This window comes from Prauserella flavalba, assembly GCF_003202235.1.
Taxonomy (GTDB): domain Bacteria; phylum Actinomycetota; class Actinomycetes; order Mycobacteriales; family Pseudonocardiaceae; genus Prauserella_A; species Prauserella_A flavalba.
The window spans coordinates 300,459-324,419 of record NZ_MASU01000012.1; the positions used below are offsets into that span (position 1 = coordinate 300,459).

Annotated in this window: 20 protein-coding genes and 1 pseudogene; 6 read left to right on the top strand and 15 right to left on the bottom strand. The window is 67.5% G+C overall.

Annotated features, from left to right (window positions below):
* Window positions 1-22 precede the first annotated feature (22 nt).
* From BA062_RS27105 to BA062_RS27135, 7 genes and pseudogenes are all read right to left on the bottom strand, one after another.
* On the bottom strand, window positions 23-1,435 hold the full coding sequence (locus tag BA062_RS27105; RefSeq protein WP_110341472.1) for a phytoene desaturase family protein: 1,413 nt from the start codon (window positions 1,433-1,435) through the stop codon (window positions 23-25).
* Window positions 1,432-3,222 carry a DUF3556 domain-containing protein gene (locus BA062_RS27110; RefSeq protein ID WP_110341474.1) on the bottom strand — a complete coding sequence of 597 codons (1,791 nt, stop codon included), beginning with the start codon at window positions 3,220-3,222 and terminating at the stop codon, window positions 1,432-1,434. The genes BA062_RS27105 and BA062_RS27110 overlap by 4 nt, the downstream gene beginning before the upstream one ends.
* A gap of 17 nt (window positions 3,223-3,239) precedes the next feature.
* Window positions 3,240-4,706 carry a class I adenylate-forming enzyme family protein gene (locus BA062_RS27115; protein ID WP_110341476.1) on the bottom strand — a complete coding sequence of 489 codons (1,467 nt, stop codon included), beginning with the start codon at window positions 4,704-4,706 and terminating at the stop codon, window positions 3,240-3,242.
* A 165-nt stretch (window positions 4,707-4,871) separates the two neighbouring features.
* Window positions 4,872-6,143: a PucR family transcriptional regulator gene (locus tag BA062_RS27120; protein ID WP_233520110.1), complete on the bottom strand. Its 1,272-nt coding sequence runs from the start codon at window positions 6,141-6,143 to the stop codon at window positions 4,872-4,874.
* A gap of 148 nt (window positions 6,144-6,291) precedes the next feature.
* Window positions 6,292-7,347, bottom strand: a complete 1,056-nt coding sequence (locus BA062_RS27125; RefSeq protein WP_168214115.1) for an IS256 family transposase — start codon at window positions 7,345-7,347, stop codon at window positions 6,292-6,294.
* A gap of 132 nt (window positions 7,348-7,479) precedes the next feature.
* Window positions 7,480-8,920 (bottom strand): annotated as a pseudogene (locus BA062_RS27130) (cytochrome P450); the annotation flags it as partial.
* A 12-nt stretch (window positions 8,921-8,932) separates the two neighbouring features.
* Window positions 8,933-10,096: an LLM class flavin-dependent oxidoreductase gene (locus BA062_RS27135; RefSeq protein ID WP_110341480.1), complete on the bottom strand. Its 1,164-nt coding sequence runs from the start codon at window positions 10,094-10,096 to the stop codon at window positions 8,933-8,935.
* A 50-nt stretch (window positions 10,097-10,146) separates the two neighbouring features.
* Between BA062_RS27135 and BA062_RS27140 the strand changes: the two genes are divergently transcribed.
* The 3 genes from BA062_RS27140 (at window position 10,147) to BA062_RS27150 (ending at window position 12,511) form a co-directional block, all read left to right on the top strand.
* Entirely contained in the window at window positions 10,147-10,833 is a 687-nt protein-coding gene (locus tag BA062_RS27140) for a TetR/AcrR family transcriptional regulator (RefSeq protein ID WP_110341482.1), read from the top strand.
* 103 nt (window positions 10,834-10,936) lie between these two features.
* A complete protein-coding gene (locus BA062_RS27145) occupies window positions 10,937-11,311 on the top strand; it encodes a PaaI family thioesterase (RefSeq protein ID WP_233520109.1) in 375 nt (124 codons plus the stop codon).
* A 54-nt stretch (window positions 11,312-11,365) separates the two neighbouring features.
* Window positions 11,366-12,511 carry an acyl-CoA dehydrogenase family protein gene (locus BA062_RS27150; protein WP_110341486.1) on the top strand — a complete coding sequence of 382 codons (1,146 nt, stop codon included), beginning with the start codon at window positions 11,366-11,368 and terminating at the stop codon, window positions 12,509-12,511.
* A 236-nt stretch (window positions 12,512-12,747) separates the two neighbouring features.
* Here the strand turns inward: BA062_RS27150 and BA062_RS27155 are convergent, their stop codons facing one another.
* Together BA062_RS27155 and BA062_RS27160 are read right to left on the bottom strand one after the other, a co-directional pair.
* Window positions 12,748-13,323, bottom strand: coding sequence for a TetR/AcrR family transcriptional regulator (locus tag BA062_RS27155; protein WP_110341488.1), 576 nt, complete (start codon window positions 13,321-13,323; stop codon window positions 12,748-12,750).
* Window positions 13,324-13,387: 64 nt separating this feature from the next.
* Complete coding sequence (locus BA062_RS27160; protein ID WP_369973573.1) at window positions 13,388-13,762, bottom strand: oxidoreductase C-terminal domain-containing protein; 375 nt, start codon at window positions 13,760-13,762, stop codon at window positions 13,388-13,390.
* Between the two features lie 74 nt (window positions 13,763-13,836).
* Between BA062_RS27160 and BA062_RS27165 the strand changes: the two genes are divergently transcribed.
* Entirely contained in the window at window positions 13,837-14,118 is a 282-nt protein-coding gene (locus BA062_RS27165) for a hypothetical protein (RefSeq protein WP_110341490.1), read from the top strand.
* A 390-nt stretch (window positions 14,119-14,508) separates the two neighbouring features.
* On the opposite strand, the gene BA062_RS27170 is transcribed toward BA062_RS27165, so the two are convergent.
* On the bottom strand, window positions 14,509-15,417 hold the full coding sequence (locus tag BA062_RS27170; RefSeq protein ID WP_110341492.1) for an IS5 family transposase: 909 nt from the start codon (window positions 15,415-15,417) through the stop codon (window positions 14,509-14,511).
* Window positions 15,418-15,914: 497 nt separating this feature from the next.
* On the opposite strand from BA062_RS27170, the gene BA062_RS27175 reads away from it, so the two are divergent.
* Window positions 15,915-17,159: an IS256 family transposase gene (locus tag BA062_RS27175; protein ID WP_110341587.1), complete on the top strand. Its 1,245-nt coding sequence runs from the start codon at window positions 15,915-15,917 to the stop codon at window positions 17,157-17,159.
* Window positions 17,160-17,719: 560 nt separating this feature from the next.
* Window positions 17,720-18,064 carry a hypothetical protein gene (locus BA062_RS39595; RefSeq protein WP_146240090.1) on the top strand — a complete coding sequence of 115 codons (345 nt, stop codon included), beginning with the start codon at window positions 17,720-17,722 and terminating at the stop codon, window positions 18,062-18,064.
* On the opposite strand, the gene BA062_RS27180 is transcribed toward BA062_RS39595, so the two are convergent.
* The 5 genes from BA062_RS27180 to BA062_RS27200 all read right to left on the bottom strand — a co-directional run bounded on the left by BA062_RS27180 (window position 18,059) and on the right by BA062_RS27200 (window position 23,933).
* Window positions 18,059-18,325, bottom strand: a complete 267-nt coding sequence (locus tag BA062_RS27180) for a hypothetical protein (RefSeq protein ID WP_110341494.1) — start codon at window positions 18,323-18,325, stop codon at window positions 18,059-18,061. The genes BA062_RS39595 and BA062_RS27180 overlap by 6 nt on opposite strands.
* A gap of 39 nt (window positions 18,326-18,364) precedes the next feature.
* On the bottom strand, window positions 18,365-19,321 hold the full coding sequence (locus tag BA062_RS27185; protein WP_110341496.1) for a C40 family peptidase: 957 nt from the start codon (window positions 19,319-19,321) through the stop codon (window positions 18,365-18,367).
* 3 nt (window positions 19,322-19,324) lie between these two features.
* A complete protein-coding gene (locus BA062_RS27190) occupies window positions 19,325-20,368 on the bottom strand; it encodes a replication-relaxation family protein (protein ID WP_110341498.1) in 1,044 nt (347 codons plus the stop codon).
* Window positions 20,369-20,494: 126 nt separating this feature from the next.
* Window positions 20,495-23,038 carry a DUF8128 domain-containing protein gene (locus BA062_RS27195; RefSeq protein ID WP_110341500.1) on the bottom strand — a complete coding sequence of 848 codons (2,544 nt, stop codon included), beginning with the start codon at window positions 23,036-23,038 and terminating at the stop codon, window positions 20,495-20,497.
* A 49-nt stretch (window positions 23,039-23,087) separates the two neighbouring features.
* On the bottom strand, window positions 23,088-23,933 hold the full coding sequence (locus tag BA062_RS27200; protein ID WP_110341502.1) for a GP88 family protein: 846 nt from the start codon (window positions 23,931-23,933) through the stop codon (window positions 23,088-23,090).
* Window positions 23,934-23,961 lie beyond the last annotated feature (28 nt).

Here is a 23,961-nt window from a genome sequence, read left to right on the forward strand (position 1 = left end):
CTCGCACGTATCGCGAACCGCCTCAACTGAGTCGCCGCAGCGCCGAGCGTGCGGCGTTATAGCCGCACATCCCGTGCACGCCGCCACCCGGCGGGGTCGCCGCCGAGCAGATGTACACGCCGGGTATCCCGGTGTAGTAAGGATCGAGCGCCACTGTGGGACGAAAGGCGACCTGCAGCGGTGTGTTCTCACCGGTGATGATGTCGCCACCGACGTAGTTGGCGTTGTAGGTCGGCCACGCGGTCGTGGCCGTCACCGACCGGCCGACGATCCGGTCGCCCAGGCCTGGTGCGAACCGTTCGATCTGAGCGAGGATCGACTCGGTCGCGTCGCCCGAATAGCCGTGCGGTACGTGCGCGTACGCCCAGACCGGATGCACGTCCCCGGCCGATCTGGTTGGATCGGCGAGGTATTGCTGCCCCACGAGCACGAACGGGCGGACCGGCATCCGCCCGCGGCCGACGTCGCTCTCGGCGTCGGCCATCTCCTCGAAAGACCCTCCGACGTGGACGGTCCCAGCCCGGCGGCAGTCCGGGTTCGCCCATGGGATCCCCCCCTCGACCGCAAGATCGATCTTGAACGCCCCGGGCCCGTGGCGGTACCGCTCGTAGGCCCGCCGCACTCGTGCGGGCAGCTGGTCGCCCGCGACCTCGACGACGCCCCTCGGCGCCAGGTCGAGGAGAACGGCATCCGCTCGCGGCAACTCGGCCAGGGAGGCCACGCGCACCCCAGTCTCGATCTTGCCACCGAGGTCCGTTAGCAGCATCGCCATGGCATCGGTAATCACTCGTGAGCCGCCCTCGGCGACCGGCCAGCCGAACCGGTGCCCTGCCGCGATCAGCATCAACCCGATCGCCGACGTAGTCGGCCTGCCGAGCGGGTGGAAACCGTGTGCCGCGACCCCGCCGAACAGCGCCCTGGCCTCGGCACCGTCCCAGCGGCCAGCGGTCCAAGCCGCGGGCAGCAGTGCGCGCGTCCCGAACCGGGCGAGCCGAATCGGGTGCCGGGGCACATGGACAACCGGGCGCATGACGTCCTCGACCAGCTCGTCGAACCCTTCGGCCAGCGGGCCGAACAGCCGCCGCCACGCCCCGCCGTCGGTGCCGAGGCGCGCCGCCGTGTCGTCCAACGACCGCAGCAACACTCCGGCACGGCCACCATCCAGTGGGTGCGCTACCTCGATCTCCGGCCACCTCCAAGCGACGCCGTACCGGTCGAGGCTGAGTCCGCGCAGAAACGGCGACCCCAGCCCCATGGGATGGAATGCGGAGCAGTGGTCGTGCAGCACGCCGGGCACCGTCAGCTCGCTCGTGCGAGTGCCGCCGCCAATCCGGTCCGCGGCCTCCAGCACGGTCACGTCGATGCCCTCACCAGCCAGGGCGAGCGCGGCGGCCAGACCGTTCGGGCCGGCCCCCACCACGATCGCCTCGGTCATACCGCCCTCGGATCTTGGCGTGCCGCCTGGCTTGCGGGCGGGTTCGATCCCGCATTCGCGGCCGCGCGCGACCATGTGATGTGCGCTGGGATGTCACAGTCCCAGGGCTGGCGGGCCAGCATATCGGAGACGGCGACATAGCCGCGCTCGAACTCACCGATAGCCGCGTCGACAAGTCGGTAGCGCTGCCGCTGCCGCTGGATCGGCTGCGCGTCCAGGACAACGACGCGCACCTCGCCCTCCTCGAAGTGGCATCGCTCCTGCAGCGCGGCGACCAGCTGCTCGTTGTGCAGATGCCCATCGCCGAAGTTCCAGCCCAGGATCGGCCCCGCGATGAACTCCCCGTCGATCACAACGTAGCCCGTCTCGTGCTCAGGTCCTGCCGCCCGCGGGATCAACCCAAACAGAGCCCTGCCGTGCGTGTGCATGGCACGGAACGTATAGCCCTTGTGTGCGAGCAGGTCGGCCACTCGCTCGCCGTAGAGCTTTACGAGTTGCCTCCGCGGGAGCGTCGCGGCCTTCTTGACGTGCGTGTCCAGCTTCGCCACCGCGCTCGGCTTGAGCAACCACATCGAGGTGTCCCAGTTGCCCGCGTAGTAGCGCATTCCGATCAGGAAGGAGATCTTGTTCGGAAAAAGGTTACCGAGGACGACCCCGGCCGCCAGCGCGCATATCACCAGCGCCACCGGAAGTGGGTTGCTGATGTCGGCGAGCCCGTATTGCGCCTTGTCCACGAACAGGAACGCGATTCCGAACATCATGTATACGTTCCACTCGAGTGGCACACCCATCGGAATGCTGGTGAGGATAAGCAGGTGGAACGCGACCATGATCGCGGCTGCAACCAGCGTGACCGTACCGCCGTCGGAGACGAACAGGACGAGCGGCACCAGGTACTCGACTGCGGTACCGAAGTGCGCGAGGAATCGGCTGACGGCACCGGGTCGGAGGTCTTCCGGGTATCCCCGGTGCAGCCTGCGCTTGATCGCCTTACTGCGCACCAACGGCGTGTTGCTCAGCATCACAGCGACGACGTTTGGGAAGTGCCGGTTGAGCTTGGACGTCGCCGCACCCCACCAGATCGCGACCAGCACGAGCTTCGCGGCCACGATCATGTCGATCCCAGGCAGCAGGAACACGACGACGGCGGACAAGTAAACCTCGGACCGCGCCGCGAGGAAGATCATCTTGTCCCGCAACCCGAGCAGCGGCAGCAGCACCAGCAGCGGCACAAACCGGCTCGGCTCGATCATTCCGACCTGCGCATCGAGCCCGCCCGCGGAGCGATTCGCCGGGGCCAACAGGATCCAGAGCGTGGCGGCCAGCACTACGGCATAGAGCAACACGTCGACAACCGAACGCCGGGACCCGCTGGTGAACGGGACCTTGCCCGGCCACGGCGGCATCCGGATCGTGCCCGGTCGCAACCAGTGCAGAAACGCGCCGAGCGGTGGCAGGAATCGCAAGGTCAGCGGCCCGAACCCGCAGCCGAAGCCGAGCACTTCGAACAGGAGTGTCCACACGACGACCTTCTGGAACACCACGGGCTCGTCCCACCAGTCCGGGAAGTCCCAAAAGGCCCCAATGCCCGGAGTGAGCGAGGCGAAGAACAACCCGCCCGCGATGTAGCCGATTATCTTCGCGATATACAGCAGATACACGCCGTCTGGTGCACCGAACCCCGCGACCCCCCAATGCTGCACCATCGGCTTAATCCGCTCGGCGCGGGTCTTCGTGCGCCACTCGCCGTAGTCGACGTCAGGCAGGACTGGATTGATGAATCCCATGTCGGTCCTCCTCGCGGTCAGGCGGGCCGGCTGGCCATGGCAGCGAGCCGCTCGCGCAGTTGCGGTTTGTCGATCTTGCCGACCGGGTTCTTGGGCAAGGCGTCGATCAGATGAATCTCGGTGGGCAGCTTGTACTTGGACAGCCCGGCACGGCAGTGTTCGTGCAGCTCGGCTACGTCGACCGTCGCGTTCGGACGGGTAGCGACGAAAGCTGTCGGCACCTCGCCGAGCACCGGGTGTGGAGTTCCCACGACGGCGGCCTCCAGGACCTGGGTGTGCCCGTAGAGGACGGACTCGATCTCTTTGGGGTAGATGTTCTCGCCACCGCGGATGATCATGTCCTTGATGCGGTCGACGAGCACGAGGTACCCGTCCTCGTCGAAGCGGCCCACGTCCCCGGTGTGCAGCCAGCCGTCCACAATAGCCTTCGAGGTGTCATCCGGTCGGTTGACGTAGCCACGCATGACGTTGGGTCCGCGAACCACGACCTCGCCCGTCTCCCCCTTGGGGAGGACGTTCCCGGAGCGGTCCATGATCGCGACATCCTGGCCCTCAATAGGAAGTCCAACGGTTCCAGGCTTGCGGATACCGCCGACCGGGTTGATGGTCGATGCACATGTGCCCTCGGACAGGCCGTAACCCTCGACGACTGGGATGCCGAATCGGTTCTCGAACCGCTCGATGAGCGCCGCGGGCATCGGCGCGGCACCGCACACCGCCAGCCGCATCGAAGACAGGTCTGGTCGCTCCTCCTCCGGCCGTGCCAACAGCATCGCGTAGATCGCCGGGACCGCAGAGAAGTACGTCGGCCGGACCCGTTCCACCCGGCTGAAGAAGGTCTCCGGGTCGAACCGCCCCGCGATGGTCGACCGGCCGTCTACCAGCAACGGGGACAGAATGCTCACGACGATCCCGTTAACGTGGAACAGCGGTAGGATCAGTAGGCTGTGGTCGTCCTCCGAAAGCTCGACGGCCTTGATCGCCATGTCGCACATCGCCTGTAGATTGGCGTGGTCGAGCATGACACCTTTCGGCTTACCGGTAGTTCCGCTCGTGTAGATCAGCAGCGCGAGCGCCTCGCTCTCCTGCCTCACGGGTGGCTCGTCCCGGGGTTCCGCGGCGGCACACAGCTCGCGTGCGCCGATCGTGTCGACTCGCATCCCTGGGATGTCACTGATCAGCAACTTCGCTCCAGAGTCAGCGAGCTGGTACTCCGCCTCGGTGAGCGTCAGGTTCGGATTGATCGGCGTCACGGTGGCTCCGAGCCGCCATGCGGAAAACAATGCGATGACGAACTCGACCCGGTTCGGGAGCATGGCGGCAACGACGTCACCGGCAGCGACGCCACGCCCGCGCAGGAGCGCGGCGGCTGCCCGCACGTGCGCCAGGAACTGCGAATTGTTCAGCGAGAGGTCATCGTCGGACACACACAGGGCCTCGGGCGACCGCGCTGCGCGCGAGTCGGGCAGCACCGCAAGATGCATTTCGCTCCTCAGTCACAACGTTGTGATCCTGTAGAGGGCAACCGTAGAAGCGTTTCCCCTGGCCGCACATGGGCACGGCATACGAATCTTCCCAGGACGTTCGTGCGGACCGCACGAACGCGACGAGGCGGGCCGCCCGGCGGCCACCGGACGAGTGGCGGCTTGTCAAGCCTGTTCGGTGAGCACGCTCGTGCCGAGCCAGTGGCAGGCCTTCAGGGCGATCTCGATGTCCAGCTGGTCGGCGTCGATCGGCCTGCCGAGCTCCTCCTCGGCCTTGCGCACCCGGTAGTACACCGAGTTCCGATGCAGGGCCAGCATGGCTGCCGCAGACTGGTAACTGCCCCCAGTGGCGAGGAAGACGCGCAGGGTCTCGCGCAGCCGCGCGTGCTGGTCGTCGTCGAAGGCCAGCCTGCCGAGCGTGTCCTGGACCCAGTGCCTTGTCGCGCGTAGGTCCGCGCACATCAGCGCGATCGGGCCGACCTCGCGGAAGGCCGTGACGACCGGTGCACTCTCCCCCGCCGCCACGGCAACCGCCTGTGCCTGGCGCGCCTGCAGGTGTGTGCGGCGGAAGCCCCACACGTCGGTGCCGGGTTCGCCAACGGCGACCGAGATCCCCGGATGGCTCGGGCACATGGTCGAGCGGATGGTATCCACGTCCGGAGCCTCCCGACCGAGTTGCAGCCACGCCCATGCGGTGACTTGATCGTGCGGCAGGAACAACGGCAGCGCCCGGCAACCGAGGCACTCGGCCAGCTCCCGGGCGAACCGCTCGAAAGTCGACATGGCGCCGTCAGGCGGCACCGACCCGGTCGCCCACACGACGACGGCGAGGTGGCGCGAGCCCACCAGCCGGTAGCCGAGCGCCGCCTCGGCGGCGGCGATGTCCACGCGCTCCCCGTCGAGCAGCTCCCGGATGCGCGCCGCCCGCACAGTGTTGCGATCCTGCAGCCAGCGCTCGCGCTCGTCCTCATAGACCGCGAGCACCTGCTCGGTCACCCGGTCGATATACCCGAACGTGAGCGCCACAAGATGCCGCGCGGCCGCGCTGAGTAGCGACGCTTCGCCGCCCTGCCGGTCGAGTTCCTGCAGGCCATGCCGGAGGAATGTGTCGTGACCTAGACGGTAGGCACGCGCCAAGGCGTTCACCGCTACTCCGTGCTGGGCAAGCCGCCGAGCATACTCCGTCGCCGCAGGCGGCGCCTCGACCAGATCGAGGTCGATGCCGTGCTGCAGCACGTGCAGGGCACTGTCGACGTTGCCCTCGACACTGGCGCCGAGTAGCTGCACGAGACGCTCGTCTCCGCGCAGCGGTTCGATGTCGCTGGCCAGCCTGCTGCGGATCTCGAGCGTAAGCGAGCTCAGCCGGCGGTTGAGTGCCGCACCCACCGCGGCGACCCGCTCCGTGACCAGATTCGCGTCGCCGGTCGTGATGTCCACCTCCTTAAGTAATGTAATTCACCCGCCGAGCGTAAACCTCATCCCCACAGGGCTCGGGAGTGCTGCGGTGGGTGGAAGTACACGCGACACCCTCGAGCCCTGGGTTCGGCGGGGAGCGTCCGGCCGCCTGTGTAAGTGATCGTGGCGGTCATGGGGCGGGGATCCGCCCTTCGAAATAGATGGTGAACGCTTGCAGTACTTGTTTCCAGCCCGATGTTCGGATGCCGATGTTCGGCGTGCGGTAGTCCTCGAGGTTGCGGACGGCGAGGTAGAGCACCTTCAGCGCGGCCTGCTCGGACGGGAACTGGCCACGGTTGCGGGTGACCTTCCGCAGTCGGGCATTGAGCGACTCGATCAGATTCGTCGTATAGATCGCCCGCCTGACCTCGGGCGGGAACGCCAGGAATGGCGTGAACTCCTGCCAGTGGGTTCGCCAGAGCCGCACGATCGCCGGGTAGCGGGCCTCCCACTGCTCGGCGAAGGCCTCCAGCGCGGCGGCGGCCGCGGCCTCGTCGCTGGCGGTGTAGATCGCCTTGAGGTCCTTGGCCAACGCCGGCCAGTACTTGCGAGACGCGTAGCGCAGCGAGGCGCGGATCAGGTGCACCACGCACAACTGCACGGTCACCTGGGGCCACACGGTGGTCGCCGCTTCCGGCAGCCCGGATAGCCCGTCGCAGCACAGGATGCACACGTCCCGCACCCCGCGGTTACGCAACTCCGCGAGCACCGACATCCAGAACTTCGCCGACTCACCGGTGGAGGCACCCACCCACATGCCCAGCACCTGCTTGGCGCCCTCGCAGTCGATCCCGATGGCCAGGTCGTTGAACCCGTCCAGGCGGGTCTGGCCCTTGCGCACGATCTTCGGTTCGAAGCTGCCCCGCCAGTCTCGCGGCACCTGCAGGTCGACCGCGCCGGCCTCGGTCAGCAGCCTCTTCCCCGTGGCGCCGTTGCGGGAGTTGCCAGACCCGCGACCGGCCGGGTCGTGCTTCTCGTAGCCCAGGTGCTCGGTGAGCTCCTCGCCCAGGGCCCGCTCCAGCACGGCCTTGGTCACCTGGGACAGCAGGCCGTCCGGGCCGAGCAATTCGACCCCTTCGGCTTCGGCCTTCGCCAGCAGCTGATCAGCCAGCGCACCGTCGATCAACGACTCTTCCGCAGCCGGTCGAGCAGCCCTGCCCGCCGGCGCTGAATCGGAATTCGTCATCACGTGGTCCCTTCCCGAACCGCTTCCGCAGTTCAGAGTCGAGCCACGTCACTTACACAGCCGGTAGGACACGCCCGCGGCGAGGCCTTTGGCCGGGTCGGCTTGGTGTTTCCCGGGCAGGTCAACGGGGTGCAGGCGGACGGGGAGCCCGTCGGCGGGTACGGGAAGTGAGGTGTTATCCCAGCGGGCCTGGTAGCCGTGGGAGATGGTCCAGCGGGTGGTGCGGAGCATCTCGTGCAGGATGGTTTTGACTACGAGGGTGCCGAAGTGCATGCCGATGCATTTGTGCACGCCGCCGCCGAAGGGGACCCAGGCGAAGCGATGACTGTGGTTTTCGCGGCGGTGGGGGGCGAAGCGATCGGGGTCGAAGGTGTCCGGGTCGGTCCAGCATTCCGGCACGAAGTGGTTGAGGCGGGGGCGAGGGCGACGAGGGTGTCGGCGGGCAGGTAGTGGCCGAGGATGTCGGTGTCGGTGACCGTTTTGCGCATCACGAGGGGCACGGGAGCCAGTAGCGGAGGGATTCGTTGATGATCCGGTCGAGGGTGTCGAGGGTGTCCAGGGCGTCGATGTCGAGGGGGGCGTCGCCGAGGGCGAGGGATTCCTGCCGGGCTCGGTCTTGTCAGTCGGGGTGGGTGGCGAGGTAGTAGGCGGTGGTGGTGATGGTGGCGGTGTCGTGGGCCGCCATCATCAGAAAGATCATGTGGTTGATGACGTCGTCATCGCTGAAGTGCTCTCCTTCGGGGGTGGTGGCCTGGCACAGCGCGGCGAGGAGGTCCTCCCCGCTGCTGGCACGGGCGGCGGGCAGCTGCTGGGCGAAGTAGGCTTCGAGAACCCTGCGGCCGCGTACGCCGGCGCGCCAGCGGGTGCCGGGCAGCGGGGCGCGCACCAGCGCGCTGGCGGCGCGGACCGTGGCGACGAACGCCTGGTTGATCCGTTCGGTGTCGGTGGTGCCGCCGCGGCCGCCCATGAACACCTGGGTTGCGATGTCCAGCGTGAGGCGCTTGAGCAGCCAGTACAGCCGCACCGGCCGTTGGGTCGGCCAGGTGGGGATGGTGGCGCGCACGCAGGGGCTGACCTGGTGAGTGTCAGCCGGCGAGGCGGTCGCGAGTAAAGGCGTGCTGCATGATGCGGCGGTGCATCTTGTGCTCGTCGATGTCGAGCAGCATCAGCCCGCGGTGGAAGAACCGGTCGATGAGGAATCGCCAGCCGGCTTGGGAGAAGGCCTTGTCGGCGTTGGTGAACACGCGCTGGGTGGCCTCGGGACCGGCGATCACGGCGATGCGGGTGCCGAACGCGCCCATCCAGGTGACCGGGCCGTAGCGGTCGTAGCGTTCACGGCCGAACTCGGTGCCGAAGCGGATGTAGTCGAGCAGATGCCCGACCACCGGGGTGCCGTAGTCACCGCGGACCGGCCGCAGTCCGCTGCCCGCGGGCGGGGTGGCCAGGTCAGTGGTGGGCCAGCGGCGGCTGAACCGACGCCACGCCTGGTCGACGGCTGGGGTGCGGGTGCCAGCAGTACCGAGGACAGGCGCTGCCGCGCCGCCTGGGTGGTACGTTCAATGACGGGGACCATGACGGCTCTCCCTTATCTGGTAGGTGTGCTGGCGAGTGGGGCGAAGGCGTCGAGCACGGCGGTGGTGGCCGACGGGCCGGCGAAGGAAGGCGGATACAGCAGCGTCCGTTCGTACAGTCCCGCCCATCGCGCGGTGAATTGGCTGCGGACCTGCTCAGGTGTGCCGGACACGGCGATCGTGTCGATCATCCCGTCCGACACCGCGTCCACCATCGCCTCCAGGTCACCGGCGCGACGCGCCGCCCGGATGGCGCGCGCCTCGTCGGTGAAGCCGTGCAGGGTGAGGATGGGGTCGTAGGTTTTCACCGAGGCGTAGAACGCGATCTGCGCGGCGGCCATCCGCCGGGCGTGGTGTTCGTCGGGATGCACCGCGCAGATCACATACCCGGCCACAGGCACTGGCCCGGCGCGTCCGGCGCGATCGACGCCCGCCTGCAGCGCGGGCCGCACGATGTAGCGCAGGTATTCCGGGGTGAACAGCGGATGGCCCACCAGTCCGTCGGCCACTGCCCCGGCGGCGCGCACCATGCGCGTGTTCACCCCGGCCACATACACCGGCATCGTCGGCCGCGTGGGGGTTGCCACGGGCGCGGTGGGGATCACGTGTGAGCGGTAGAACCGGCCCTCGTGCCGCACCGGGCCCTCGTCCAGCCGCGACAACCTGCGCAGCAACGGCACCAGCTCCTCAATCCGGGGTGCGGAATGTTCCCCGGACAAGCTGTGCCAGTCCTGCTGCATGCGACGCGTGCCCGTGCCCAGTCCGAGGATCAGCCGGCCGCCGCAGAGCGCGTCCAGATCCCGCGCCTCGGTGGCCAGCACCAGCGGGCTGCGCCCGAACGCGTAGGCGATCCCGGTACCCAGGGTGATCGACTCGGTCACCGCGGCCATCGCCGCCACCGCGACCACGGCCGAGCGGTCGTAGAACTCCGCCGCCCACGCCGACTCGAACCCCGCTCGTTCGGCGTCCGCGGCCATCGCCGCCACTTCGTGCACATCTCGGCCGGTGCACACCAGGGATAGTCCCTTGCCGAACCCCGGGATGTCCGCAGGCCCAGCCACGGACGAGCGGTCAGCTGCCATGGACCGCACGACGTGACCAGAGCCATCCGCGGCCAGCTGGCCATCCTTCGACTGTCGCACCGGCATCGCCTCCGCCGCCGCTCGAACTTCTGACATAGGTCACAGTCAGAATGATTCTGACTGGAGGCTATGTCAAGATGACAGCTATGTCGGTGCCGAAGCGAAGCTATCGAGGGATCAGCGCCCAGCAGCGCCGTGACGATCGACGCCAGCAGTTGTTGGAGGCCGGGTTGGATCTGCTGGGCACCCAGGGGTGGCGGCAGACCACGATGACGGCCGTCTGTTCGCGGGCGGGTCTGACCGAGCGCTACTTCTACGAGAGCTTCTCCGACCGTGACGCGCTGTTGCTGGCGGTACTGGATCGGATCGCGTCTCAGATCCGTGACGTCGCGCTGCACGCTTTGGCTACCACCGATGGTGATCCCCACAGAAAAGCCACAGCGGCGATCAGCGCGTTCGTCGACCTGCTCACAAGTGATCCGCGTATCGGCCGCGTGGCCATGCTGGAATCCGCCGCCGCCGACCCGTTGCGCACCCGGCGGCACGAACTGCTGCGGGAGTTCGCCCAGCTGATCGCCAGGCAGGCCCACGCCCTGCACGGCGCCGACGCGCTCTCGGCACCCCATGACCAGATCGCCGGCCTCTTGCTCACCGGTGGCCTCGCCGAACTGCTCATGGCCTGGCTGGCCGGGGAGTTGCCGGTCAGTCGCCAGGACATCATCGAGGTCGCCGCCACCCAGTTCGCCGCCGCCACCCGGCGAAACCCAACCTCAACCCCTCACACGACTGCCTTGCTGGCCTCTAGTTCCGAAGGACCGACACGCGATGGCTGACCCCTCCCTCATCTCGCTGCCGCCGCACCACTCCCAGTGCCTGGGATGCGGTCCGGACAACCCGGCCGGCCTGCATCTGAAGGTCTACCGTGACGGGGACACCGTGGCCACCGACGTGGCCTTCGACGCCCGGCACCGGGGTGCCCCTGGCCTGGCACACGGTGGCGCGATCTCCGCGGCCTGCGACGACCTGTTCGGCTTCGTGCTCTATCTTGTGCAGGAGATCGCCGTCACCCGCACGTTGACGGTCAACTATCTGGCACCGGTGCCGCTAGGTCAGCCACACCGCATCACCGCACGCCTGCAGCGCCGCCAGGGCCGACGGCTCCACCTGGAAGCCACCGGTACCGGCCACGACGACGTGACCCGGTTCACCGCCGAAGCCCTGTTTCTCGTCGTCGACCGCGAACACTTCACGCCACACGGCGCCGACGCCGATGTTCTGGCCATGTTCAACCGACCGCCCGAACACCGCTGACAAGCACACGTGCCCGCACCCGTTGGGGAATGAGCAACAGCGAAGGAGCATGCCATGAGCGAGTACCGCAGCCGGTGGACGACCGCTGATCTTGACGAGTTCCGTGATCTGGCCCGTCAGTTCTGCCGGAAAGAACTGGCCCCGAACCAGCAGCGCTGGGCCGAGCAGAAAAGCGTCGACCGGGAGCTGTGGACCAAGGCTGGAGAGATTGGGCTGCTGTGCCTGTCCATCCCGGAGGAGTACGGCGGAGGTGGTGGTTCGTTCGCGCACGAGGCCGTGCTGCTGGAAGAGCAGGCCGCCAGCGGCGACAGTTGCTGGGGTGTGGGGCTGCACAACGCGATCGTGGCGCACTACCTGCTCGCCTACGGCACCGAGGACCAGAAGCGGGCGTGGCTGCCTAAACTCGCCACCGGCGAATGGGTGGGCGCCATCGCCATGACCGAACCGGGAACCGGCTCCGACCTGCAAAACGTGGCGACGAAAGCGATCCGTGACGGCGATGGCTATGTGGTCAACGGCGCCAAGACCTTCATCACCAACGGCGGCCAGGCCGACGTGGTGATCGTGGTCGCCAAGACCGATCCAACCCTGGGTGCGGAGGGCATTTCGCTGGTCGTGGTGGAAACCGACCGCGCGGGATTCCGGCGCGGACGGGTACTGGACAAGGTCGGCCTGCACGGCCAGGACACCGCGGAGTTGTTCTTCGACGACGTCCGCGTCCCGGCCACCAACCTCCTCGGCACCACCGAGGGTCAGGGCTTCCTCCAGCTGATGCAGCAACTCCCGCAGGAACGGCTGCTCATCGGCATCACCTCGGTCGCCGCCCTGGAAGCCGCGCTGGAAGACACACTGTCTTACACCAAAACCCGGCAGGCCTTCGGCCGGCAGATCTTCTCCTTCCAGAACACCAAGTTCACCCTTGCCGAGGCCGCAACCGAGGCCCGAGTGTGCCGGGTGTTCCTCGACGACTGCATCAGCCGGCACCTCGACGGCGGCCTGGACGTGGCCACCGCAGCCATGCTCAAGTGGTGGTGCAGCGACCGAGCGATGCGGGTGATCGACAACTGTCTCCAACTCCACGGCGGCTACGGGTACATGAGCGAGTACCGCATCGCCCGCGCCTGGACCGACCAGCGAGTCCAGAAGATCTACGGCGGCACCAACGAGATCATGAAGGAGATCATCGCCCGCACGCTGTAACTCGACGTTCCCCGGGACCAGGTGCGCTGAAGCCGCAGCCGCCAGGGCTTCGGCGGCCAGTGGTCGGCGTCCTGCGGACACGTGAGCGACGACCCGCCCGCACGCTCGCCAACCCGTTTCGGCTCAGCGCGACAGCGCACCCGAGCTCCGAATGCTCCGTGACCGGCTGGTGCGATGGCACACAACGCGACTGGCCGGGTTAACCGCGGCGTCTGGCCCCCGGCTCTGGTCCGTCGTCAGCGGTAGCGTAGGGGTGTGCGGGTCCGGGAGGGTTGGCCGCCGAGCACTCGGGCGGCCAGCCAGGCGAGGCGGTCGGCAGTATGGGCCGGGGACTGTGCGGGTTGCATGACGTGGCTGAGGACTGTCCGGACGATCACATCGATCACCACGCTGACCTGCTCGTGTGTGAGGTCGGGCTGGTAGGTCGTCACACGCTGCGTGAGCATCGCTGTGGTCCGGGTGATCAAGGTGTTCGCCTGGGTGGTGAGCAGCGGGAGCAGTTCGGTGTCCGCGCCGTAGGTGGCGGAGGCGATCGCACGGAGCAGGAGGTTGCCGGCGGCGAGGTCCAGCACGTCGCGCACTGCGTCGTGGATCGCTTCGACGAGGTCGGTGGGGTGGCGGTCGAAGGCGTCCCGGACAACGGCGAGGAACTGGTCGAGGTGGTGGTCCACCATGGCGTCGGCCAGCGCGGCCTTGGAGCCGATCTCGTTGTAGACGGTCTGGCGGCTGACACCGACGTGGTCGGCCAGCCGCGCCATGGTAACCGCTGACCAGCCGCTGCGAGCCGTCAGCTCGATCGCCGCAGCGATGATCGGCTGGCGGTACTGGCCGCCGACCGTCGGTTAGGTGGAGAGGGTTCTGCCCATGGCCGCCATGTTAGGCGGCTGTGGTCGTGGTGGCCGCGAACGCGACCGCTTCCGCCCACGAGCCCCGGGCCGCGACGCGTCGCCGGTACTTCATGATCTCGCGTGGCCGGTCCACGGTGAACGCGCCGACGATCCGGTCACCGCGCCGGTACAGCGCGGTGAACCCCGCCTCAGCGGGCACGGCGACCACGACCTCCTCAGCGCGTGGGGTGCCGACGAACTGGATGCGGTGGCCGTACCAGTCGGACCAGAAGTACGGCACCGGTACCAGCGGGCGTGCGGCCGCTGGGTCGAGGGCGTGGCGGGCGGCGGCCGCGCCTTGCGCCACATCGCCCGCCGCATACACACCGGGCAGGCCGGTCGCCAAAGTGGCGTCACAGATCACTGTTGCCGTCTACAGTGTGATACAACATGTCGCTAGGTCAGCTTGGCAACACGACCCGGAAAAGAGGCAAGGAAGTGGACAAGGAACAGCACTTCGAGCTGCTCCGGGAGAGTGCGGCCAAGGTCAAGGAGCTCCAGGATCGGCTCCAGAGCATTCGTGATCAAGAGGCGGCGCTACAAGCCCAGCGAGTCACAACGCTCGAAGAGCTCAAGAAGGCCCGTGACGCGCGGTTCGAACGCATGACTGCGGCGATCGAAGACAACGTCCCGAAGGCGCAGGTCGCCCGCGAACTCGGCATGGACCGCACCAACCTCTACAAGCTGCTTGAAGGCAAGGACGACAACGCCGACGCGTGACCGCGTCGCATAATCGTCTGCGCAATGCTGGCTCGCGCAGGTCAGGATCGAGGCACCCGCCTTCATGCGTAGCCATGCCACTTGCTCGGTCGACTGGCGTCGTTGAGCGCGAGGAGGCTTGCGACAGCTGGCGAAGTTCAGCGACCGATAAGGAGGCCATCCTTGAATCTGTGGCTGCAAACCGCAACAGCGTTGGTCGCGGCGATCGGTGCGTTCGTCGGCGTGAAGCTGTCGGTTCGAGGCAACGACCGTGCGACGATCCAGCGGGAGATCGCCCGCACGTCGCGAGGAGTGGTGGCGTCGCTTCACATGGGCGGCCGAGTTGACCCTCGACGAGGCGGCGGTCAAGCGCGCAGCTGGACTCCGAGTGCTCACTCAGCTAGGAGCTGTTTAGGAATTGGTCTTGGTGAGGTTGCGTAGCCAGATGTCGATGGTGGCGACGTGGAGGGTGGCTTCGTAGCGGACGGCGAGTTTGTCGTAGCGGCTGGCGATGGCGCGGTGGTGTTTGAGCTGGTTGATGCCGCATTCGACGGCGTGGCGTTGCCGGTAGTGGTGGGGGTTGAAGGCGGGTGGGCGGCCACCGGCTGATCCGCGGGCGCGGCGGTGGGCAGTTTGATCTTTGGGGGTCGGGATCGTGGCCGCGATCCCGCGTGTGCGCAGGTAGGCCCGGTTCGAGCGGGAGGAGTAGGCCTTGTCGGCCAGCACGCGCCGTGGGCGTGTGCGCGCTCGTCCAGGTCCGGGCCGGGGCACCCGGATCGCGTCCAGCACGCTGGTCATCTGAGGGCTGTCACCGCGTTGACCGGCGGTGATCACCAGTGACAACGGTTTGCGTCCTTGTTCGCAGGCCAGGTGGATCTTCGTGGTGAACCCGCCCCGGGACCGACCGAGCGCGTGGTCGCCCGGCTCGTCGCCGGGCGGTTCGACCTGCTCATCGGGTCGGCGGCGGGCCCCGGACGCGTGCTGGTGGGCCCGATTGATCGTGGAATCCACCGACACCTGCCAGTCGATCAGCCCTGCCCGGTCGGCCCATGCCCACAGCATCGTGAGAATCCAGGGCCACACGCCCTCCCGTTGCCAGCGACGGAACAACTGATAGATCGACTGCCAGTGCCCGTACCGTTCCGGCACGTCCCGCCAGGGAGCACCGACTCGTACCCGCCACCGGATCCCGTCCAGCAACTGACGCCACGTCCACTTCGGCCGACGACCTGCCACGGGTCGAGGCGGCAACACACGCTGCAACGCCTGCCACTGCCGGTCCGTCAAGTCTTTACGCGCGCCCACCGATACGCTTCCCACCGAGGTCTCCGGATAGATGCTGATCTTCTTCGTCGTTGATCCATCTACCGGAGACCTCGCTACACCCACACACCAGGGCCCCTTCTTAAACAGCTCCTAGCCCTCTCTGAACTCTCGCAGCGGGATGAGCACTTGGTCCTCGACGCCTTTCCGGCGCGCGTGCTAGGCGAAACCGAACCTGACATGCCACCCGGTACAGCGGAAGAGCAAGTTGCGGCAGCACAACTGAGACTCGTACTCGACCGTGTACTTGGCGATACCACGCCTGACTACGTGCGCCGCTTGGCCGGCGAAAGCCACACCCTTAGATCCGCGGCCAGGCGGAACCGTCGGATCCACACTGCTATTCAGCTAAGCACACTCGCCAGTTCCATCGTCAGACTCAGCCTCATCGGCACTAGGCGGGGGACTGTAATTTCGTTGGTGTAACTCCTGAGGTGAAGGAGACATCTGTGACTGATGGGACGGGCAACGGCGGCGAGGCGAAGGCTCCGGCGATGGCGGATGGAGTGGACGATCAGCTGGTGCAGCAGCTGGCGGATCGGGCGCGGGCCGAGGGTCTGCAGTTGACCGGTGAGGGCGGCCTGCTGGCGATGCTGACCAAGAAGGTGGTGGAGTCGGCGTTGGAAGGCGAGATGGACGACCATCTCGGCTATTCCAAGCATGACCCGGCCGGCCGCAACGGCGGGAACTCTCGCAACGGCCGGCGCGGCAAGAAGGTGCTGACCGAGGCCGGCCCGGTGGAGATCGCTACCCCGCGGGATCGCGACGGCAGTTTCGAGCCGCAACTGGTGGGCAAGGGCCAGCGCCGGCTGACCGGGCTGGATGATCTGGTGATCTCGTTGTCCGCCAAGGGGCTCACGCATGGTGAGATCGCCGCGCACCTGGCCGAGGTGTACGACGCCGAGGTGTCCAAGCAGACCATCACCACCATCACCGACCGCGTGATGGACGGCATGGCCGAGTGGCAGAACCGGCCGCTGGATGCGGTGTATCCGGTGGTGTTCATTGACTGTGTGAATGTCAAGATCCGTGAGGGCAACGTCGCGAACCGGCCGATCTATCTGGCGCTCGGCGTCACCGTGGAGGGCACCCGCGACATCCTCGGGCTGTGGGCTGGCGAACACGGCGACGGCGAGGGAGCCAAGTACTGGCTGCGGGTCCTCTCGGAGATCAAGAACCGCGGCACAGCCGACGTGTGTATCGTCGTGTGCGACGGACTCAAGGGCCTGCCCGAGGCCATCGAAACCGTGTGGCCGCAAGCGATCACCCAGACCTGCGTCGTCCACCTCCTGCGCAACAGCTTCCGCTACGCCTCCAAGCGGGACTGGGCGGCGATCGCGAAGGACCTCAAGCCCCTCTACACCGCGCCCAGCGAGTCGGCGGCACTGGACGCGCTGGCTGCCTTCGGTGACAAGTGGGAGGCCCGCTACCCGGCGATCATCAAGCTATGGGAGAACAGCTGGGCGGAGTTCGTGCCGTTTTTGCAGTTCGACGCCGAGATCCGCACCGTGGTGTGTACCACGAACGCCATCGAGTCGATCAACGCGCGGATCCGACGGGCGGTCAAGGCCCGTGGCCACTTCCCGACCGAGGCCGCCGCGCTCAAGTGCGTCTACCTAGCGTTGATGAGCCTCGATCCCACCGGCACTGGGCGCAAACGCTGGGTCGCCCGTTGGAAGGCGCCGTTGAACGCTTTCGAGCTCACCTTCCCCGGACGCCTGACCACGAACAAGAAGTAGAACCGACAAGATCAGTTACACCAGCTTCTTGACAGACCCTCAGGCGGGTTCCTCGCCGCTACTTTGGTGCGCTGCCGCACTTAGCGGTTTCGTTGCTGCCGCAATCAGCTTCTCGATGTACTTCAAGTTCAAAGAACGAGAAACCAATCTCTGCAGACCGCAGAGAGCGTCGAGGCCCAATAACCTCGTCTGGTCTTCAGCAATAGTTGATACGACAGCACCCTGCCGCTCTGATCGGATCAAGTCTGCCGTTGCTGCTCGAAGCTCATGCGGCCGTAAGGGTGGCAGTTAACGCACAGGCAGTCGCAATCTTCGGGTTCAGGCACACCGACGGGTCGGACGGGGCGGCCAATCTTCATTCCCACAGTGCGTCGTGGGATCGGCCTTGGAAGAGGCAGCCACGGCGTACCGGGTGCGCGCCACCAACGGCTGAGTCCTTCAAGTGTGTACACGAGTCCGACGAGCGGACCGCAGGGATCAGTCGGCTCGTACCACATCGGCACGTCGTCCCGGTGCGGCGTTGTGCGGACCTCACCACTCGAAGGGTCTACCCACCCAAGGTGACCTCGGTTCAAGATCGTGACGAAGTTGGGCCACAGTTCGTGAGGGTTTCGCCCGGCCCAGTCACGAATCCGCTCAGCAATGAGACTCAAGCGCAGATCACTGTGGTAGGCGAAAACGCCACCACTGATCGGCACATACGGAAACTCACGATCCCCGATGATCACCTGGAACGTGCCTTCGACATCACACCGCGCAGCGCGTTTGAGCTGGGCGAGGTGATCCAGGGAGGCAACCAGGCTCTTCGAATCCAAGGTGCTCTTGACCTCGATGGCTGCGTGCACGCTGCGTGGGACGATCAGTGCTCTGCCGTTTCGCAGGACGCGATGCGGCGGCACCTATGAATCTGCGAACACAATGTCGTGCTGTTTGTGCGACGTACCATCCAAGTTCTGGACGGTTGCGCGCTGGATGATCGGGTAGCCACGAAAACGAGCCTGCAGCAGTTCCAACAGTGCTGCTTCCCGCTCTGACCGTGTGTCGTCTGGGTGAAGGTTTGCGCTGAGGTGGTACTCGTGGTCAAGCCGGACCACTTCTTCCAGCAAGGCGCGCCAGTCGCCTAGCGCTTCCAGCTCCTCTGACGACAGGTCGGTTTCCTGCTCCATGGCTCCCTCGGCTCCGCTCGAACTCACCGTACCGGCGCACTAGAGCCAAGGATCGACCGCAGGACGGCTCGCCGCGAGATAGTCGTCCCCGTTCCAGCGGTAGTTGCTGACCTGGACCGGCTGGCCGAAGGTCGGGGCGTGCACCATCTTGTCGGCGCCGATGTACAAGCCGACGTGGTGGACGTTGCCGGGTGTTCCGTAGAAGACCAGGTCGCCGGGGAGCAGCGGTTGGCCGGCGGGCACCAGTGGACCGGCGTTGTACTGGGTTTGCGCGGTGCGGGGCAGGTTGATGCCGGCGGCGTTGTAGGCGGCTTTGGTGAGGCCGGAGCAGTCGAAGCCGGCGTGTCCGCCGGCTGGTCCGTTGCCACCCCAGACGTAGGGCAGGCCGAGTTGGCCGCAGGCGAAGTTGATCGCCATGATCGCGGCCGGGTTGGGTGCCTGGATCTTGTTGCAGTCGCCGGTTCCGACGGTGGCGGTGCCGTAGCGTTTTGCTTGTGCCAGAACGCCGTTGACGTACTCCTCGGAGTGGTTGTAGGCGAACAGTGCCTTGCGGATGTCTTTCTGTGCTCCGGAATCGCACAGGTAGAACGCGGCGGCGTAGATGGCGTCGTGTGGGTTGTAGCGTGACGGTGGGTTGGCGCCTCCGGGCGGGATCGTGTGGCGTGTGATGACGCCGTCGAAGGTCGGTTTCAGGAACTGCATGGGGCCGCCGGCTCCCATGTGGTTCTCGCCTTCCTTGATGCCGTCGCCGGAGCCGCGGCCGTGTTTGGATTCGGCGTCGCCGATGGCGGCGAGGATTGTCCAGTCCAGCCCTGGGCACACGGTGGCTGCGGCTCGGTAGAGCGACAGGTAGTCGTTGGGGATCTCGGCGATCGCGGCCTGGCTCGGCTCGGTGCCACCGGTGCCGAACAGGGCACTGACGATGGCTTTGCCGACACCTCCGATGAGGATGGGGATGGCGATGATGGCCGCGACAGCGGCAACGGCGATCTTCATGGGTCACCTCCGGAAGCGGCTGGTGGGGAGCGGTGGTGGAAGTGGGTCCGGTGCGGCCAGTTCCGTGGACGCCTGCTGGGCCTTGGCCGCGGTCGAGGACGGCGCCGTGGTGGGCGGGTCTGTGTGGGGCCAGAGCTGGGCGAGTTCGGCGAGCCGCAGCCGGCCCGGCCGTCGTGACGCCGGGCCGGTAATCGGCAGCCACCGGGCGACGGCGGGGTCGTTCTCGCTGGCCACACCCGCGACATCTGCAGCGCTGGTGGCTACAGGCACGAGCGCGGGCCGGTCCAACTGGGACAGTGCGTCGGCGAGCGCCCTGCGCGCGGTGGTTTCGCGGCGGTTGGTGGGCAGCCACACCAGGACGGGTGTGGTGATTCCTGTTGCGGTGGCGAGCTTTTCGTAGCCGTGCAGCTTGCGGCCGAGCTTGCCGAGGTCCTCGGTGCCGAAGTCGAATTCGAGGAAGAACTCGATTTGGTGGCCGTCTTCGCGCCAGCGGCCGTAGGCGTCGGGGCGGACCATGTCGCCGAAGAGCCGGCCGCAGCGCAGTTCGGACCACCACGCGGTCAGGCGTCCGCGGGCACCGGGCTCCCGGCTCAGTGCGACGAGGCTCGTGAAGAAGCCGTTGACGCCCACGGTGTGCGCGAGTCGCAGGGAGTGGGCGATGCCGATGGCGTCTTCGTGGCGATAGCCGAGTTGTTTGGGGTCGAGACCGTCCTCGTAGGCGAGCGCCACGGAGCCGGCGATGTCGAGCACGTAGTGCATCGGGGCGGTGCCGGAGCTGACGAACGGCTGGAAGCGGTCGACGACGCGCCACTTGAACAGGTCGAGCAGGCGGTGGTTGGCCGCGCGCATGGTCGGGTAGCAGAGCTCGACGATCTGCTGGGTGGTGAAGACCTTGTGTTCGTTCAGCATCCGGGCCAGCCACCGGTCCCGGAGGGTGAGCCGCCCGGCGAGCTGGGCATGGTGCTCCCCGGTGGTGGCCGCCCGTGGTGTGGGGCGCTGGGGCATGTGCCCGCGCAATGCCCTCTGAGGCGTGGGATTCGAGATCATGGGTAGGCACCTCCCAGGCGTTGGCCGGAATGGGGAAGGCGAAGGGCAACGCATGCGGGCATCACCGGAGCGGACGTGCGCAGTCAGTGAGCCCGCATGCGTTGCGGGAAAACGGGATTCGGCGAGTCAGGCCGCGCGGCGCGGGTCCACAGTGGGCTGATCCGCGTGGCGCGTTGCGGCGTCGGCGTCGGTGACGGGCGGGCGCGTGTTGACCCTGGCAGCTTTGCGGATCGCCTTGGCGCGTCCGGGAATCGCGGGCGGAAGCTTCTCGGTCACCGCGGTGAACGGCGGTGCTTCCTCGCCACCCAGGACGAGCCGGGCGGCGACGTGGTAAACGCCGAGGTTGGACAGGTCGTGATCAGAAAGCCGCGGCATGGTGTGCCGCGAGAGTCGTTTCGCGTCCTCGGGGCTGGCGTTGAAGAAGATCTTGCTGCGGGCGTTGGTGCTGATGCCCTCTTCGAGCTCCTTCGGTAGCTGCCCGAGGTACTGGTGCGCCAACGCCATGGAGAGCCGGTAACCACGGGCTTCGGCGAGCATGTCCTCCAACGGATAGGCCAAGTTCAAGAAGTTGTGGCACTCGTCCACGTACAGCCCACAGTCGCGGCGTTGACGCTGCGGGACGCGGGCCCGGCGGGTGGCCGCTTGCCAAGTGCGGGCCACGACGATGGAGCCGACCAATCGCGCGGTTTCCATCCCCAGCGCGTCGCGAGCGATGCGCACCAGGCAGATCCCGCCGGTGTTGAGCACCTCGTCCATGTCCATAGTGGACGTTCCACCGGCGATGGCGGCGCGGACGAACGGGCGCAGCAGGAAGCCGCGGATTTTGTTCATCAGCGGCGCGATCACTTGTGCGCGGCTGGCTTCGGACAGGTCGTCGTACCAGGACCAGAAGCCCTTGAGGACCTCGTCGTCGATCTGGTCGCAGGCTCGTTGCCGGAACGCCGGCACGGTGAGCAGCTTGGGCAGGTCGACCAGGGTCGGCGTGCCGGGCATCGCGGTCAGCGTGAGCAGCCCGGCGCGGAGGATGTCGTCAGTGCGCGGCCCCCACGAGGAGGCGTAGATCCGGGAGAAGATGCTGACGAGGTTGTCGACCGCGCGGGCCTTGTCAGCTCCCTCCAACGGGTTGAGCACCGGCGGGCGGGCTCGGGAGTCGGCGTCGAACAGCACGACTTTCTCGCCCAGTTCCTCGGGCAGGCGCATGAGGATGTCGCTGACCAGGTCGCCCTTCGGGTCGACCACGACGACACCGCGGCCGGCCTCGGCGTCGGCCAGGATCATCCGGGCCATCAGCTCGGACTTGCCTGAGCCGGTGGCGCCGAGGATGTGCAGGTGGTGGCGGGCGTCGGCGACGTGCAGGCCGACCGGGCGAGAGTGCCCGGAGTCCGACAGCCCCAGGGGCTTGATCTGCTCGCCGATCGTGGCGATGCCCGGCGGGGGCGGCACAGCTTTCGCGCCGGCCCGCTGCAGGCCGGGTGTGGACTCGTCGATCGGCAGGTGCGCGATCGCGGCCAGCTCCGGGATCGACAGCAGGTCGCCCTTGCCCAGGCGGCGTTCGGCCAACACGGCAACCGGGTCGCGGCGGATCCGAACCCGGCGGTAGTAGTTGTGCTCGGAGTAGGCGGCGAACGCCGAGGCGATCGCGTGCCCGCGGCCCCGCAGCACCTCCCGCACCGCCTGGACCTCGCCCGAGGTGACGTCCTCGGGCACGGTGGTGGCCACGGCGTAGCGGATGCGGGTCTCGAACTGGTTCGCCCGCAGCTTCTCCACGACCGCGCGGTCCTGGGCGGCGTACTCCAGGCTGGTCTGCCGATCCAGGCCCGGTGTCCGCGTGCTGGTCGACCGCTTCGGGGTCTTGCCCGGCGTGATGGCGTCGAGCAGCCGGCCGACCAGGTGGACCGACCCGCCCGCGTGCACCCGCCGCGCCGCGCGCCGGGCTTTGGTCACCCGGTGGCCGGCGACGGGGCGGGCGAGGATCTGCACGCAAGCCCGCTCGTGCGGGCCGAGCCCGACCGGCGCGCCGAGCATCGCCCGGATCGGGTCGGCCGGGTGCTCGGTGCGGATCGGCAGCGCCTCCGAGCGGGCCAACCGCAGTTCACCGCCGGCCGCTTCGACGCGCCGGCCCGCTGCCGCCGTGGTCGGGATCGGCGGCTTGGCGAGGGTGGTGCGGGTGTGCGCGCCGGGCCAGGCGGCCTCGATCGCGCGCTCGACCATGCCGGGCGGCACCAGGCCGGGCACCCACAGGCGGATCTGCACACCGTCGTCGGTGAACGTCAGCTCGAAGGCCAGGTGCGGCTGCCCGCCGAAGCGGCGCAGCCAACCGGGACGCAGCAAGCCGACGAGGTTGGACCACACGGTGATCGCGCCCGTGGGGTCGACCGTCGGTGGCGCGAGCACGGTGACCAGGCGGGCATCGGTGGCCAGGCGCTGGTGGTAGCGGCGGCGCCACCGGCGCCGCGCGACGACCGCGGCGGTGACGACGACCGCGAGCACCGGCCCGACGATCGGGCCCCACGTGAGGGCAAGGTCGCGCAGGTGCGCCAGCACGTTCTCGAAGGCGCCGAGCGGGTCACGCAGGTAGTCGCCGACCGGTGACGCGAGCCCGTCCGCGGCCTGCTCGACCCGCGGAGGGACGAGGGCGGACAGGGGTGTGGCAGTGGTTGGCCAGGACATCGGGAACCTCCCCACGCAAAGCGGTCGACGGGACGGGCGCGAGCTGCGGTCACGCAGCGCGTGGCTGGTCGGCCTGCGTCGTGCTGGCCTCGGCCGTGGGCTGCTGGCTCTGGTCGGGACGGGTGTTGTCGACGACGAGCCGCAGGTGCCGGCGGCCTCGGCGGGCGGCGCGGTCGGCGTCGACCTCGGCTTGCCACTCGGAGAACCGGCGCCCGGCCAGCCGCTTGAGATAGGTGGGAATGCGGTTGGCCGGCACACCGACCAGCCGCGGGCCCAGGACCGCGAGCAGGTCGCTGGCTTCCTGCGAGGCCCAGCCCGCCTCGGCGATCGCGGACTCGTCGGGAAACACATCCGCGACCCGATCGACGGCAGGATTCAGCGCGACATCCTGTGTCCCGCCATACGAGTAGACCCACAGGAAATTCGGCGGCGGGTCAGGCTCGACCAGCGTCCGGAACCGGGACACCTCTTTGGTGTAGGCGTAGAAATTCGTGTCAGGTCGAACCCGGCAAATATCCAGCCATGCCTGAAGATAGGAGTCGGAAAAGAAATCACCGCTGTCGTGAATTCTGATCCACGCGCCGCAGAACTTGGCCGCGCCGAGTTCGGCGACCATCGCGGCCTGCCAGCCGGCCAGATCGTCGAGGACGTACATCAGGTTCGCCTGGTGCTTGGCGCGGACGACCGGCCAGGTGTAGGTGCCGTGCCGCGCGTAGCACGCCTGAGCGCAGATTCCAGCGCTGAGACAGGTGTTATAGGTACGACCATCGGGCAGTCGCCCGGCCCAGGCCGGCAGCGACCAGTTCCACACGCCGATCTGACGCATCTCGCTGTTTTGCGTCAGCAGCCGAGCGGGCCGGCGAACAGTGGCGGAAATGGGCAATGACGTAGACATGGGTATCCCCTAGGTGCGATTCGATGTG

Excerpts from the sequence above, each read along its gene's own strand:
- BA062_RS27180 (WP_110341494.1), bottom strand. The coding sequence starts at position 18,325 with ATGGAGCAGGAAACCGACCTGTCGTCAGAGGAGCTGGAAGCGCTAGGC.
- BA062_RS27150 (WP_110341486.1), top strand. The coding sequence starts at position 11,366 with ATGAGCGAGTACCGCAGCCGGTGGACGACCGCTGATCTTGACGAGTTC.
- BA062_RS27115 (WP_110341476.1), bottom strand. The coding sequence starts at position 4,706 with ATGCATCTTGCGGTGCTGCCCGACTCGCGCGCAGCGCGGTCGCCCGAG.
- BA062_RS27190 (WP_110341498.1), bottom strand. The coding sequence starts at position 20,368 with ATGATCTCGAATCCCACGCCTCAGAGGGCATTGCGCGGGCACATGCCC.
- BA062_RS27185 (WP_110341496.1), bottom strand. The coding sequence starts at position 19,321 with ATGAAGATCGCCGTTGCCGCTGTCGCGGCCATCATCGCCATCCCCATC.
- BA062_RS27195 (WP_110341500.1), bottom strand. The coding sequence starts at position 23,038 with ATGTCCTGGCCAACCACTGCCACACCCCTGTCCGCCCTCGTCCCTCCG.
- BA062_RS27175 (WP_110341587.1), top strand. The coding sequence starts at position 15,915 with ATGGCGGATGGAGTGGACGATCAGCTGGTGCAGCAGCTGGCGGATCGG.
- BA062_RS27105 (WP_110341472.1), bottom strand. The coding sequence starts at position 1,435 with ATGACCGAGGCGATCGTGGTGGGGGCCGGCCCGAACGGTCTGGCCGCC.
- BA062_RS27125 (WP_168214115.1), bottom strand. The coding sequence starts at position 7,347 with ATGACGAATTCCGATTCAGCGCCGGCGGGCAGGGCTGCTCGACCGGCT.
- BA062_RS27135 (WP_110341480.1), bottom strand. The coding sequence starts at position 10,096 with ATGTCAGAAGTTCGAGCGGCGGCGGAGGCGATGCCGGTGCGACAGTCG.
- BA062_RS27200 (WP_110341502.1), bottom strand. The coding sequence starts at position 23,933 with ATGTCTACGTCATTGCCCATTTCCGCCACTGTTCGCCGGCCCGCTCGG.
- BA062_RS27140 (WP_110341482.1), top strand. The coding sequence starts at position 10,147 with ATGTCGGTGCCGAAGCGAAGCTATCGAGGGATCAGCGCCCAGCAGCGC.
- BA062_RS27110 (WP_110341474.1), bottom strand. The coding sequence starts at position 3,222 with ATGGGATTCATCAATCCAGTCCTGCCTGACGTCGACTACGGCGAGTGG.